A 13,070-nucleotide genomic window follows, 5' to 3' on the forward strand; every position below is an offset into this window, starting at 1 on the left:
TCACTTGATGAAGGAGCCATCCAATGAACTGCATCAGTATCGCCGCCAACGAAACCGCAACCGGCACAGACGCCGAAATCCACGCACGGACCGAGATCCCCGGAATCGCTCTCGCGCCCCAACCGTCCCATTCGCACGCGCAGCCAACGCCGACGAATGCCGTCATCGAAACCATTCTGAGCCGTAGTGCTGCCAAGTACTACGACCCAGCCGCCACCCTGAGCGATGGTGAGATCCGCGACCTGGTGCGGATCGGCACCTCCGCGCCGACATCGTTCCACCTGCAGAACTGGCGGTTTATCGCAGTCCGTACGCCTGACGCCAAGGCACGGCTACGTCCGATCGCCTGGAACCAGCCCGCAATCACCGACGCCGCCGTTACCTTCATCATCGTCGGCAGGTTGGCCGATGCCAGCACCGTCCCGGAGCGCCTGGCGCCGGTAGTGGAAGCCGGCATCATGCCAGCGCACCTGGTGCCGGAATGGGAAATCCCCGCTCGCGGGCTGTATGACGGTCAACCCCAACGGCAGCGCGACGAGGCGGTACGTTCCGCTACCTTCGGCACCGCGGCCATCATCTATGCAGCTCGCTCCCTCGGCCTGGGTTCGACGCCGATGATCGGGTTCGACGCGGAAGCCGTGCACCGCGAGTTCGGCCTGATCGAGGACGAAGTGCCGGTCATGCTTCTGACCGTCGGGCCGGAGCGGACCGGCAACTGGCCGCAGAAGCCGCGCCTGCCGGTGGCCGACGTCCTGTCCTTTGCATAATCCACAGTCCAAACAGATACTTATGGAGAGTATGATGTCTAGAACTATTGCCCTGGAACCCGAACATGTACCGGCAGAATCGAAACCAACTCTCGATGCATTCACGAAGAGCATCGGGTTCACCCCAAATATGATGGCGGCCTTCGCGCAGAGCCCGATCGCATTCAACGCATGGGCCACGCTGCTTGGCTCCCTCAGCAAGGCGCTCGATGTGAGGACGCGCGATAGTATCGGCCTTGCCGTCTCGGAGGTGAATGGCTGCAATTATTGCCTGACGGTCCACAGCTACACCGCGGAACATATGGCAAAGTTATCGGCGGATGACATCATTCTCGCCCGGAAGGGTCATGCAAACGACCCGAAACGAGACGCCGCAGTCCAGTTCGCGCGCAAAGTCATCGAGGCCCGAGGGCACGTTGGTGATGCAGACCTGAAAGCCGTCCGCGATGTCGGCTACACCGATGCGAACATCATCGAGATCGTTGCGCTGGTCGCCATGTACTCCCTGACGAACTTCTTCAACAACGTGTTCGACCCCGAGCGGGACTTTCCCGCCGTTACCCCGGCCGGCTCTATCTAAGCCCGGTCCTGCCGCAATCTCCGCGCGGTTGAACCCGAAATAAGCCGGGCTCGCCGCGCGACATCACACAGCAACTCGACAACAAGGTCTTTGAAAAGGCGTCAAGCCGGTAACGAGTTGCGCGGGAGATCGAAAACATCTTCCACGCCTGAATTATTACAAGCCAACAAATATCTGAGGAGACAATTCCCATGAAAGCGATCGTAGTGACCGACCAGGCTGCGGGAACAGCCGGAATGAAGCTGGTGGAGCGACCCGAGCCGCAGGCCGCGATAAACGACGTCGTCGTTGAGGTTCATGCGGCGGGGTTCGTCAACACCGAACTGGATTGGCCTTCAACCTGGACGGATCGGGCCTTTCGTGACCGGACGCCATCGATTCTCGGCCATGAGCTGGCCGGTGTGATCACCGCGCTGGGCTATGGCACCACGGGGCTGTCGATCGGCCAGCCGGTGTTCGGCCTGTCGGACTGGTATCGCGACGGCACACTCGCTGAGTACGTCGCCATGGAGGCCCGCAACCTCGCGCCATTGCCCGGCAACGTCGACTTCACGGTGGGCGCAAGCCTGCCAATATCCGGCCTGACCGCATGGCAGGGACTGTTTCAGCATGGCCGCCTGCAGGCGGGGCAGAGCGTCCTCGCACACGGCGCAGCTGGCGCCGTCGGCTCGATCGTGACGCAGCTTGCGCGGGAAGCCGGCGCCTATGTCATCGGCACCGGACGCGCCGCTGACCGCCAGAGAGCTCTGGACTTCGGTGCAAATGAATTCGTCGATCTTGGAAACGACACCCTGGAAGACGTCGGCCGCGTCGATCTGATATTCGACGTTATCGGCGGCGATGTTCAGAGGCGGTCCGTAGCGCTGATCCGGGCCGGAGGAACGCTTGTGACAGCCGTCGGACCGACGGATATCCGACCTGTGGATGGCCTGGTGGTTGACTTCGTCGTAGAGGCTGATCGTGGCCAGCTCTCGGAGATCGTTCAGCGCGTCCGGGACGGAAGACTGCGGACGAACATCGGCAAGATTTCGAGTCTGGACGATGCGATCGCCACCTTCAATTCCACGGAGCGACGCGCCGGAAAGACGGTCATCCGCGTTCTCCCGTGAGGACTTGGCGAGAACCGAGGATATTCGCGGGGGACTTGAAGCAGCCGTATCTTCCTGCCGGATAGGCCTCCATGCGACGGCGGCCACCGCAAAGACCGGTGCCTTGAAATACCGTCTTCCCGTCTGTGGCACCGATTCCATCCTGTCTCGTCAGCGCATTGCTACATACGGCAGCGGTCCGAGGCTTGTAGCAAATCACGCGCACAATCGCCGAGTGAAAGAGGGATCGTTAATATAACCGATAGAAGAAACAGATCCGAAACAGATGTTCGGATGTATTGTTCCTTCGCAATTAATACTGTCGATTGTATCTTGTGGCAAAATTCGGGCGGCTCCTGAGGGCTGTAACTGGATATTCTGTTGAAGATCAGACGGTTATAATATTCTTGCGTAAGACATCACTTTCTGTGCCATCCTGCGCCGCGCTGGAGGCTGAGGTTCGAAACATGTCCTAAACTTTAGGGAAGGAAGCAGGACAATGCGTAGAACAGGAAAAACTATCATCGGCTCATTGCTTGGTCTCGCCTATGTCGTTGCCACGCCATTTGCCTCACTCGCGTCGTTCGATGACGGCCTGCGTCAGAGTACAGCGCTTGCCGGTCCTCATGGTGACGTCCTTGTCGTTGCCGACGCCGGGAGCGCGCCAGCCGGAGGTCAGGAGACGGGCTCCGGTGGCGGTCAGGACAGCGGCTCCGGCGGCGGTCAGGATACCGGCTCCGGCGGCGGCCAGGACAGCGGTTCCGGCGGCGGTCAGGATACCGGTTCCGGCGGCGGCCAGGATACCGGCTCCGGCGGCGGACAGGACAGCGGCTCCGGCGGCGGCCAGGATACCGGCTCCGGCGGCGGTCAGGATAGCGGTTCCGGCGGTGGCCAGGACAGCGGTTCCGGCGGCGGTCAGGATACCGGCTCCGGCGGCGGCCAGGATACCGGCTCCGGCGGCGGTCAGGATAGCGGCTCCGGCGGTGGCCAGGATAGCGGCTCAGGCGGCGGTCAGGACAGCGGCTCCGGTGGCGGTCAGGACAGCGGCTCCGGTGGCGGTCAGGACAGCGGCTCCGGTGGCGGCGAAGGCTCCGGTGGCGGCGAAGGCTCCGGTGGCGGCGAAGGCTCCGGCGGCGGTCAGGACAGCGGCTCAGGCGGTGGCCAGGATAGCGGCTCCGGCGGCGGCGAAACTCCCGCTTCCACGTCGAGCGACTGACACGGTAGCAATAGTCGTTGGATCACGGTGATTCAGGTCGGGTCGACCTAACATCATGAACGTGATCGACTCTACGAAGTTAGAGCGGGATGCGGGCGGAAAACGGCACACTTTTCTCCTCATCCCGCTCTACTGCCGCAATCAGACGCGGTCGAAGCTCATTGAAATCCCGCCTGGCGGAACCACTCCTGGATGCCGGCAAGAACCTCCGCCTTGGCGCCCTCGAGCGTCGGCGCGTAGCGGAAGCCCGTTTCACCGGTACCGTTGCAATGGGAGATGCGCCAGGCCCAATCGCTCATGGCCTGACGTTTCATGACGAAGGCGACTTCATGTCTGCCAAGCATCGCGCAGAAAGTCCCATTCTGCAGCGGCAACCAAGTCAAACGGATCTCTGCAACCCTCACCATTCGAGCCCTCCAACAGCAGAAAAGGTATAGAATGGGGGCCAAGTGCTTGAAACCCCGCCTTTTGAGGGGATGCAGCGCAATACGGGTGGCGAGGGAAAGGACAACTCCAGATAAGGGCTCCTTCGACCATGAGCAAAGCGTCGCTGCGGCGAAGATATCTGATCGGCCGCGGCGGCGGGCAGGAGGAAAATCATGTCCCAGCAAAATTGCGGACAAACCGGATTCCCTGAGCTACATTGAAGCGCTCGGCTCGTTCTCCGGGCTTCTCGGGAGGGAACCCGGCAGGCCCGACAGCGTTCTTGTACATGATCCCGGGAGCGGGAAAGCGGCAATCGAAGCCGGTGTCCGTCGCTTTGTCGCCCGATTGGAACCGAACATACCCTGACGCGGCCTGATTGCCGCGTCGCTGCGATCCAGGAGGAGAAGCATGCAGGTCTTGTGGAGCAATCCCATCGAGCTTGGTATGACCGGGGGTGACGTGCGCATGGTCAAGGGACCGTCCGACGCGCTCCGTTGCCTCGCAGACCATTGGCCGTATCGCGGCCCCTACTATGTCGCCGCGCGCAGCGCGTGCCGCGCCGCGATCGACGGGCGTCGTACCTGCGAGGAAGCACGCAGACTCTTTCTTTCCGCCGCTGAGGAGGCGCGTCTTAAAGCGCACTAGGGCCTGTTGAGATTCATTTTGAGTTTATGACGGCTGCTGAGAGATCGATAATGGCGTTGAAGCTCTGATCGATTTTGTCGGCACGCATGGCGACGCAGCTCAAAGTGCTCCAGCGACCTTTGCGCGTCTCATAAGACGCGCGGCGCTGTAGGAAACTGTTCAGAGGACTGCAGTCTCTCCTCCGTCCTTCCTCCCTTGCTCGTCATAGGGATGAGAGCAGCGCCGCGTCTGCGGCGCGGGAAGCGTTCTTTCAGCCCAAGGACTTGGTCTGGCTGGATTCCTGTGACGAGCACAGGAATGAGGGAAACAGGCGGCGGCGGGCGGCCCGAATATCAACGGGCCTCAGGAAGGTATCGGAGGACTGCAATCTCTCCTCCGTCCTCATCCCGGTGCTCGTCACAGGGATGAGAGCAGCGCCGCGTCTGCGGTGCGCGAAGGGTTCTTTCAGCCCAAGGACTTGGTCTGGCTGGATCCCTGTGACGAGCACGGGAATGAGGAAATCAAACAGGCGGCGGCGGGCGGTCCGACTCTCAACAGGCCTTAGCTCACGATATACCGGGCAACCGACCGCAACACTGATCGATCCTTTACGCTTGCGGTTATAGAGGTTGTCGATGACGATAGCTGATTGGCGACGATTTTCCGCCGCCTGGGTGGATCGATGCTGGGCGCCTCCAGTCGGACCCCCTGTATTGGTAATACAATTCTTGTGCGGCGCAATATTCGGTCACACCCGGCCGGTCGGCTTGAAAAACAAAGGAACCTCTAATATAACCGTTCCCGTGTGTTAATCCGCGAATATGAGAATGCGATCTTTGCAATCGCGCGGTCCAGCCTCGAAATGAGTGTGAAAACTTCGCGAATTCGCCCGATTTCTGTCGTGAAGGCTTCATCTGGCGGCGTTATATTCTATTCCGTCTTACAAAAACCAATATCGAATGTTTAAGGTCCCATCAAAAGAGGGACATAAGAAATAATACGGGAGAGCTATGATGAGAGAGCGTAATCTCTATCGTATCGTCGAAGTCAGCATGAGGCGCGAAAGCGGCCGGAAGGAAATCGGCATCATGACCGTGCGCCAGGCCCTTGAGCTTCCCCAGGTACCAAGCCTCGAATACAGTCATCCGGAACTCAACTCGCGGTCCGACGGCCGCTTCCTCACGCGTGACCAACTCGAGGCCTATGCGCGCTGCGCCTGACCCCGAGAGCACGGCTCAGGCATCATTCTCACGCCCTGCCTATTGCAGCAGCCCGTCCGGCTGCTAACGTCCTTCTCTCCAGATTCGCTTCGGCGTCGCCCTGACCTAGGGGGCGGTGCTGGTGCGTCGATTTCTGCGAACGAACCGCTCGGGCCAGACCGAGACCGAATGATGGAGCCGGACGATCATGCAGACAGCCCTGACACCCCCGCCCCTCGTCCTGCTGCCGATCTCCGGCAGCTCCGTCGGGTTTCCGGTGCGCCGGGTCTATTGTGTCGGCCGCAACTATGCGGCCCACGCCCGCGAGATGGGTCACGACCCGGACCGTGAGGCGCCCTTCTTCTTTCAGAAAAACGCCGACAATCTTCTGCCGCCGGGCGAGGATTTTCCCTATCCGACGCGCTCTTCCGACGTTCATCACGAGGTTGAGCTGGTCGTCGCCATGCGCACCGGGGGCGCGGATATTCCCGTCGAGCAGGCAGCCGATCACATCTTCGGTTATGCCGTCGGCATCGACTTCACCCGCCGGGATCTGCAGGCGGAAGCCAAGAAGGCGGGCAAGCCGTGGACGGCCGCCAAGGCGTTCGAGCATTCCGCGCCGGTTTCCACGATCGTCCCCGTCACCGCGATCGGTCATCCCGCAAGCGGCAATATATGGCTCAAGGTCAATGGCGAACTGCGCCAACAGGGCGACCTCGACCAGATGATCTGGAAGGTGCCCGAGATCATCGCCGAGCTTTCCCGCCTCTTCACTCTCGCGCCGGGCGACATCATCATGACCGGAACGCCGTCAGGTGTGGGTGCCGTCACGCAAGGCGATGTCGTGGCCTGCGGCATCGACGGGATCGGCGCGATCTCCGTCAACATCGTTTGAGAAACGGAAGGGCGAAATTCACCGCCTTCGACCAAAGGACGCAGCCGCCATGCCGCTTTACGCTCTAGGACCGCTCAGACCGCAGACGCCGACCGAAGGCAGCTACTGGGTAGCGCCGGACGCAACCATCATCGGGCAGGTTGAGCTCGGCGAGGACGTCGGCATCTGGTTCGGCGCGACGCTGCGCGGCGACAACGAGCCGATCCGCATCGGCGCGCGCACGAACATCCAGGAGGCCGTCATCATCCATGTCGATCCCGGTCACCCGGTTTCCATAGGCGAAGGCTGCACCATCGGTCACCGGGCTATCGTTCACGGCTGCACCATCGGGGACAATTCGCTGATCGGCATGGGAGCGACGATATTGAACGGCGCGAAGATCGGCCGCAATTGCCTCGTCGGCGCCAACGCGCTGGTCACCGAGGGGAAGGAATTCCCCGACAATTCTCTCATCGTCGGCGCTCCGGCCAAGATGGTGCGGACCCTCGATGACGCCGCCGTCGAGGGATTGAAGCGTTCGGCCGAACATTATGTGAAGAATTGGCAGCGTTACGCCGCCCAGCTTACGCTGCTGGATTGATACGCGGCCTCACGCGCAGCTCTTGCAGTGTCCGCGGATCTCGATCGTCGTCTTCTCGGTCTTGAACTCCTGCGCGCGCACGAGCGTGGAAAGCCGATCCTCGATCACCTCGTCATGAAACTCGGTCACCTGGCCGCAGCCTTCGCAGATGGTGAAGGCCGTGACACCGTGGTCGTGCTCGTGTTCATGCGGGCAGCTGCAGGCCACGAAGGCGTTGAGGCTCTCCAGCCGATGAACCAGCCCGTACTCGAGCAGCTTGTCGAGCGCGCGATAGACCTGCAGCGGTGCACGAAAGCCATTGTCGCGCAGCTTGTCGAGAATGGTGTAAGCGCTCATCGGACCGTCCGAATGGGCCAGCGCCCCCATCACCAGCGACTGGTTCTTGGTCAGTTGGGGCGTAACCATCAGTGATGTCCTCCATCCGAAGTATGCGGGGCGCTCTCGATCCGGCGGCCGACCGGCAGCAGACTCAGCACGAAAAGGACCAGCGCGGCAACCACGATCGACGGTCCCGACGGCGTATCCCAGTGAAGCGAGCCGAAAAGCCCGCCGGCAACGGCGACCGCGCCGATCAGCGAGGCGTAGACAGCCATGACTTCCGGAGACGAGGCGAAGCGACGGGCGGTTGCCGCCGGTATGATCAGCAGCGAGGTGATCAGCAGGATGCCGACGATCTTCATGGCGATCGCAATCACCAGAGCCATCAGCAGCATGAAGAAGAACCGCGCCCTCTCTGGCTCGAGGCCTTCCGCTTCGGCCAGTTCCGGATTGACGGTCGATGCGAGCAACGGCCGCCAGAGATAGACCAGCGCGAAGATCACCAGAATGCCACCGCCCCAGACGATGTCGATATCGGCGCGGGATACCGCGAGGATGTCGCCGAAGAGGAAGCCGACGAGGTCGATCCGGACCCAGGTCATGAAGGCGACGATGACGAGGCCGATCGACAGCGCCGAGTGCGAGAGAATGCCGAGCAGCGCGTCGGTGGAGAGCGCGCCGCGCTTCTGCAGGAAGAGAAGCAGCACCGAGACGACGGAAGCGACGATAAACACGCTTACCATGAGGTTGAGGTCCATGAGCAGCGAGAGCGCCACCCCGAGCAGCGCCGAATGTGCCATCGTATCGCCGAAATAGGCCATGCGACGCCAGATGACGAAGCAACCGAGCGGCCCGGCGACCATGGCGATGCCAATTCCGGCGACGAGCGCGCGAATGAAGAAATCGTCAAGCATCGCGCTTCTCCGTCCCGTAACCCTGGAGCCGCGCGTGATGGCCGCAGCCGCAGTCCGGATCGTGATCGTGAATGTTGTCGGCCTCTTCGTCATGATGGTGGCCGTCGTCCGGGAAGCAGCTTTCGGTGATGCTGCCGTCGGCATGCAGCACCCGCCCGTCCGGGAGGTGCGTATGGTCGTGGTGATGACTGTAAACCGCAAGCGCGCCGGCGGCCCGGCGGCCGAAGAGTTTGAGATATTCCGGACTCTGGCTCACCACCTGCGGCGTTCCGCGACAGCAGACGTGGCCGTTGAGGCAGACGACCGTATCGGTTTCCGCCATGACGATATGGAGATCGTGGGAAATGAGCAGGATACCGCAGCCGGTGCGGTTGCGGATCTGCTTGATCAATTCGTAGAGGGCTATCTCCCCGGAAAAATCGACCCCCTGCACCGGCTCGTCCAGGACCAGCAGGTCGGGTTTGCGGGCGATCGCGCGGGCAAGCAGCGCCCGCTGGAACTCGCCACCCGAAAGGTGCTGCACCTCGGCCTTCGCCATGTGCAGCATGCCCGTCGCTGCGAGCGACTCTTCGATCTCTCGCCCCTTGAGTGGGCCAGTCAGCGTCATCAGCCGCTCCACCGTCAGCGGCAGCGTCCAGTCGACGGCAAGCTTCTGCGGCACATAGCCGACTTTCAGCCCTGCGAGCCGGTCGACGTGTCCCTCATCCGGCTTGAGAACCCCGATCGCCGTCTTCGCCGTCGTCGATTTTCCCGACCCGTTCGGCCCTATGAGGGTGACGATCTCGCCGCGGCTGATCGAAAAATCGACGCCGCGCACCAGCCATCTGCCGTTTCGCCGCACTCCGGCATTGGCGAGGCTGACCAAGGGCGTCGTTTCTGGTGATCGGAAGTTCAACATCAAAAAGTTCCGGCTGGTGGTTGCCACTGGCTATCGCACACGTTATAGCATAACGCAATTGATGTAATAACATAACAACGCCGTTTCAAGCAATGTCCGGCCGTAAACGCCGGCTGCAGCAACCGGACAATTCGGAGAAAACGATGAATTCGACGACTGCCCTCCTGTTCGCCTCGACGCTTCTCCTTGCCTCCCCCGCATTTGCGGAGGCGCCCAATGTGGTCGTCTCGATCAAGCCGGTCCATTCGCTGGTCGCCTCGATCATGCAGGGCGTCGGCGAACCCTCGCTCATCGTCGAGGGCGGCGCCTCCCCTCATACCTACACCATGAAGCCGTCGAACGCCGCGGCACTGCAGGCGGCAAAGGTCGTGTTCTGGGTCGGACCAGGCCTGGAGGCTTTCCTCGACAAGCCGCTTGATACGCTCGGCACAGGTGCCCAGGTGGTCGAACTCGGCGAGGCTCCCGGGCTGGAGAAGCTGAAGTTCCGCGAGGGCGGCGCCTTCGAGGGGCATGATCACGGGGAAGAGGGGCACGGCGGGGAAGCCGGCCACGAAGATCATGGCGATGCCCATGCCGGCGAAGCGGACGGTGCCGAGCATGCCGATAAGCATGACGATCATCATCATGCAGAAGGCGAATTCGACATGCATATGTGGCTCGATCCGATGAACGCCAAGGCCATGGCGACGGAGATCGAGAAGACTTTGGCCGCGGCCGATCCGTCCAACGCCGCCACCTACAAGGCCAATCTGGAGAGGTTCAACGAGCGGATCGACGCTCTCGACAAGGGTCTCGCCGAGACGGTGGCTGCAATCAAGGACAAGCCTTTCGTCGTCTTCCACGATGCCTATCAGTATTTCGAGAACCGTTACCAGGTGCGCGTCGCCGGTTCGATCACCGTCAGCCCGGAAGTGCTGCCCGGCGCGGAACGGCTCTCCGAGATCCGCGCGAAGATCAAGGAATTGGGCGCGACCTGCGTCTTCGCCGAGCCGCAGTTCGAGCCCAAGCTCGTCAGTGTCGTCATCGAAGGCACGCCGGCGAAATCCGGCACGCTCGATCCGGAAGCCGGCACCCTCGAGGCCGGACCGGATCTCTACTTCCAGATGATGGAAAACATCGGCGTCTCGCTGAAGGAATGCCTATCTTCGGCGAGCTAAGGCCTGTTGAGATTCGGGCCACCGCCGCCGCTTGTTTGCTCGCCTCATCCCTGTGCTCGTCACAGGGATGAGGGAAAAATCGGGGTCCTTAAAAAGGAACACGCAAGGTCAATAGGCCGATGCGAGGCCTGCGATCACGCCCGTTGCGAGGCTGATCAGCAGAAAGTCATTGTCGACGCGCACCCATTGCTGGCCCCGTGGCGGCGGCCGCAGCTTGTAGCGACGGTAGTCGCGGACATAGGCCATGTGGCGCCGCTCGGACGGGCTCAGCCTGTGGCCGCGCGCCCAGCGGTGCTTTTTGACGATCACGCGCTTTTCGACATGCTTCTCGACGTGTCGGTCGACACGTTTCTCGACATGACGATCGATGTGCCTGTGGCGATTGCGATCATGCGCCTGCGCAAGCTCGAAGGAGCCGGCCGGCTGAGCAAGCGCCATCGGAGTGGCGAGGAACGAGCTGGCGACGAGCGCGATCAGAAGGCGTTTCATGGGGTTTTCCTTTCGTTATTACCCCCCGAAACTAAGCCTTCCTTCCTGAACCGAATATGAAGCCTGACATTACAAATAAGTAATGATTACCGATGCTTATAAGAGTTCTCTCATAAACTTTCCGCATTCAAACGCTAAGCGCCTGGTAACGGAACCGGTCGAAATCGGCAGGCATCGCGCAACCCGAGATATCGAAAGCGAAGATGCCGGCGAACGCCCCCGTGAAGGAACCGTGCTCGCCGCGCCCACCTTCGTCCGAAATCACGCCGGCGTCGAGCACCGGCCCGATGGTCAGCCATTGTGCCTGGTCCGCCCCCCGCCAAAAGAACTGGAGATCGTTGTCTCTCACCTCCATGGCGAGATGAACTGGACCGTCGGGTACGGCGACACCGCTGCCGACCGGATAGGTCAACCGCCCGTTCGGAAAATCGCCCGGACAGGAGAGTACGGTGAGGGTACGTCCGAGGGTTTCGTGCCGTGTGACGCCGAGGGCATGGAACTTGTGCCGGTTATAATAATGCGTGAGACCCGCAACCTGCTGATAGGTGTCAGGAGCGAAATCGACGACGGCTTCCGCGCGGAAGGAATGATGTTCCTGCCGCCGCGCCACCAGCGCCTGCTCGAACCAGCTGCCGATGCTCTCGCGGCCGAAGAGCCGGAGATGCCCGGTCCGGGCGGTTAACGAGAATATCCGCTCCGGGACCGGGGTGCGCAGCCACTGGAACTCCGGCGGAAGCACCTGCTCGTCGAAGTCCGTTTCAAAAAGGACACGCTCAGCGACGGTTCCTGCGGCTCCCGGCGCGGGCACGGTCACCTCGGGAACCGGGCCGCCATTTTCGAGATAGAGCCATCCGTCCTCCCGCCAGACGCATTTCTGCAGCGCAGTCTCGCGGCCGAGCGTGCAGCGTCGCTGCGGCGGCAGCGGCCGGCCGCAAAGATGCGTATGATAGGCTTGGCCGTCCGGCGTCTCGACATATTGCCCGTGCCCCGCGCGTTGCAGAGCCGCCTCCGGGTGACCCTTGGATGTGATGAGATGAACATTCGGGTGCATCTCGTAAGGTCCGTCGATCGTGCGGGACCGCGCCATGCCCACGGCGTGGTCGTAACCTGTTCCTCCCTCGGCGACCGTCAGGTAATACCAACCGTCGCGTCTGAAGAGATGCGGCCCTTCGACGAGGCCGAGCGGACTGCCGGCGAAGATGTTCTTCGCCGGGCCCACGAGCTTGCGGGTTCGCTCGTCCCATTCCTGCAGCAGGATACCGTCGAAAGCGGGGCTCTTGGGCGAGCCGCCGAAGCTTTCGGAGCGGTGGTTCCACTTCATGTTGAGAAACCATTTGCGGCCATCGTCGTCATGGAAGAGCGACGGATCGAATCCCGACGAATTGACATAGACCGGATCGGACCAGGTAGCCTCGACCGCTTCCGCAGTCACGATGTAGTTGTGGGCATCCTTGAAGTTGCCGTCCAGGCGTTTGACGTCGGTATAGACGAGCCAGAACAGCCCGTCGCAATAGGACAGGCACGGAGCCCATACGCCGCAACTGTCGGGGTTGCCGCGCATGTCGAGCTGACTTGCGCGTTCGAGCGGACGGCGCACGAGTCGCCAGTTCACGAGATCGCGCGAATGGTGAATCTGCACGCCGGGGTACCATTCGAATGTCGAGGTCGCGATGTAATAGTCTTCGCCGACCCGACAGATGGACGGGTCCGGATTGAAACCGGGCAGGATCGGGTTCCGGATCGTCGCGTTCATCTCTTGCATCTCCCTCTTCGCGGTGCCGCATCCAGCCCCAAGCTCACCGTCTTTTCAAGACCTTTCGCGCAGCGTTCCCAGACCGGCATCCCGGCAGATTGCCACCTGTCGAATCGCCTGAAATCCCCTGCGTGGGCTTCATTTTCCACGAAAGCTGCGGCGGAAC

The 13,070-nt window shown here is 61.6% G+C and carries 15 protein-coding genes; 9 read left to right on the forward strand and 6 right to left on the reverse strand.

What is annotated here, in order from left to right; genetic code table 11:
* Positions 1 to 23 precede the first annotated feature (23 nt).
* The 4 genes from AC5J09_RS21860 to AC5J09_RS21875 all read left to right on the forward strand — a co-directional run bounded on the left by AC5J09_RS21860 (position 24) and on the right by AC5J09_RS21875 (position 3,651).
* Complete coding sequence (locus AC5J09_RS21860) at positions 24 to 767, forward strand: nitroreductase family protein (RefSeq protein WP_494298468.1); 744 nt, start codon at positions 24 to 26, stop codon at positions 765 to 767.
* Between the two features lie 34 nt (positions 768 to 801).
* The gene (locus AC5J09_RS21865) at positions 802 to 1,347 is read left to right on the forward strand and encodes a carboxymuconolactone decarboxylase family protein (RefSeq protein WP_494298469.1); all 546 of its coding nucleotides are present in this window, start codon (positions 802 to 804) and stop codon (positions 1,345 to 1,347) included.
* Positions 1,348 to 1,538: 191 nt separating this feature from the next.
* Positions 1,539 to 2,456 carry an NADP-dependent oxidoreductase gene (locus AC5J09_RS21870; protein ID WP_494298470.1) on the forward strand — a complete coding sequence of 306 codons (918 nt, stop codon included), beginning with the start codon at positions 1,539 to 1,541 and terminating at the stop codon, positions 2,454 to 2,456.
* Between the two features lie 478 nt (positions 2,457 to 2,934).
* Positions 2,935 to 3,651 (forward strand): hypothetical protein, encoded by a 717-nt coding sequence (locus AC5J09_RS21875; protein ID WP_494298471.1) that lies wholly within the window; start codon positions 2,935 to 2,937, stop codon positions 3,649 to 3,651.
* 158 nt (positions 3,652 to 3,809) lie between these two features.
* On the opposite strand, the gene AC5J09_RS21880 is transcribed toward AC5J09_RS21875, so the two are convergent.
* Positions 3,810 to 4,058, reverse strand: a complete 249-nt coding sequence (locus AC5J09_RS21880; RefSeq protein WP_100673706.1) for a hypothetical protein — start codon at positions 4,056 to 4,058, stop codon at positions 3,810 to 3,812.
* Between the two features lie 427 nt (positions 4,059 to 4,485).
* Here AC5J09_RS21880 and AC5J09_RS21885 point away from each other — a divergent pair, with 427 nt between their 5' ends.
* From AC5J09_RS21885 to AC5J09_RS21900, 4 genes are all read left to right on the forward strand, one after another.
* Positions 4,486 to 4,722, forward strand: coding sequence for a DUF982 domain-containing protein (locus AC5J09_RS21885; RefSeq protein WP_003536844.1), 237 nt, complete (start codon positions 4,486 to 4,488; stop codon positions 4,720 to 4,722).
* 989 nt (positions 4,723 to 5,711) lie between these two features.
* On the forward strand, positions 5,712 to 5,921 hold the full coding sequence (locus AC5J09_RS21890) for a hypothetical protein (protein ID WP_100673707.1): 210 nt from the start codon (positions 5,712 to 5,714) through the stop codon (positions 5,919 to 5,921).
* A 187-nt stretch (positions 5,922 to 6,108) separates the two neighbouring features.
* Complete coding sequence (locus AC5J09_RS21895; protein WP_494298472.1) at positions 6,109 to 6,795, forward strand: fumarylacetoacetate hydrolase family protein; 687 nt, start codon at positions 6,109 to 6,111, stop codon at positions 6,793 to 6,795.
* A 49-nt stretch (positions 6,796 to 6,844) separates the two neighbouring features.
* Positions 6,845 to 7,375: a gamma carbonic anhydrase family protein gene (locus AC5J09_RS21900; protein ID WP_127712763.1), complete on the forward strand. Its 531-nt coding sequence runs from the start codon at positions 6,845 to 6,847 to the stop codon at positions 7,373 to 7,375.
* Between the two features lie 9 nt (positions 7,376 to 7,384).
* Here the strand turns inward: AC5J09_RS21900 and AC5J09_RS21905 are convergent, their stop codons facing one another.
* Genes AC5J09_RS21905 through AC5J09_RS21915 form a run of 3 tightly spaced genes read right to left on the reverse strand, consistent with a single transcriptional unit; the run spans position 7,385 to position 9,505 of the window.
* On the reverse strand, positions 7,385 to 7,780 hold the full coding sequence (locus AC5J09_RS21905; protein ID WP_003536852.1) for a Fur family transcriptional regulator: 396 nt from the start codon (positions 7,778 to 7,780) through the stop codon (positions 7,385 to 7,387).
* A complete protein-coding gene (znuB, locus tag AC5J09_RS21910) occupies positions 7,780 to 8,607 on the reverse strand; it encodes a zinc ABC transporter permease subunit ZnuB (protein WP_275597790.1) in 828 nt (275 codons plus the stop codon). The genes AC5J09_RS21905 and znuB overlap by 1 nt, the downstream gene beginning before the upstream one ends.
* Positions 8,600 to 9,505, reverse strand: a complete 906-nt coding sequence (locus tag AC5J09_RS21915; RefSeq protein WP_018095205.1) for a metal ABC transporter ATP-binding protein — start codon at positions 9,503 to 9,505, stop codon at positions 8,600 to 8,602. Before AC5J09_RS21915 ends, znuB begins: the two co-directional genes overlap by 8 nt.
* Positions 9,506 to 9,648: 143 nt before the next feature.
* Between AC5J09_RS21915 and znuA the strand changes: the two genes are divergently transcribed.
* The gene (znuA, locus tag AC5J09_RS21920; protein WP_338283564.1) at positions 9,649 to 10,662 is read left to right on the forward strand and encodes a zinc ABC transporter substrate-binding protein ZnuA; all 1,014 of its coding nucleotides are present in this window, start codon (positions 9,649 to 9,651) and stop codon (positions 10,660 to 10,662) included.
* Positions 10,663 to 10,770: 108 nt separating this feature from the next.
* Here znuA and AC5J09_RS21925 read toward each other — a convergent pair whose 3' ends face one another.
* Together AC5J09_RS21925 and AC5J09_RS21930 are read right to left on the reverse strand one after the other, a co-directional pair.
* Positions 10,771 to 11,151 carry an RcnB family protein gene (locus AC5J09_RS21925; protein WP_275597788.1) on the reverse strand — a complete coding sequence of 127 codons (381 nt, stop codon included), beginning with the start codon at positions 11,149 to 11,151 and terminating at the stop codon, positions 10,771 to 10,773.
* A 127-nt stretch (positions 11,152 to 11,278) separates the two neighbouring features.
* Entirely contained in the window at positions 11,279 to 12,904 is a 1,626-nt protein-coding gene (locus tag AC5J09_RS21930) for a glycoside hydrolase family 43 protein (RefSeq protein WP_494298473.1), read from the reverse strand.
* Positions 12,905 to 13,070 lie beyond the last annotated feature (166 nt).

It is taken from the genome of Sinorhizobium sp. (assembly GCF_059070375.1).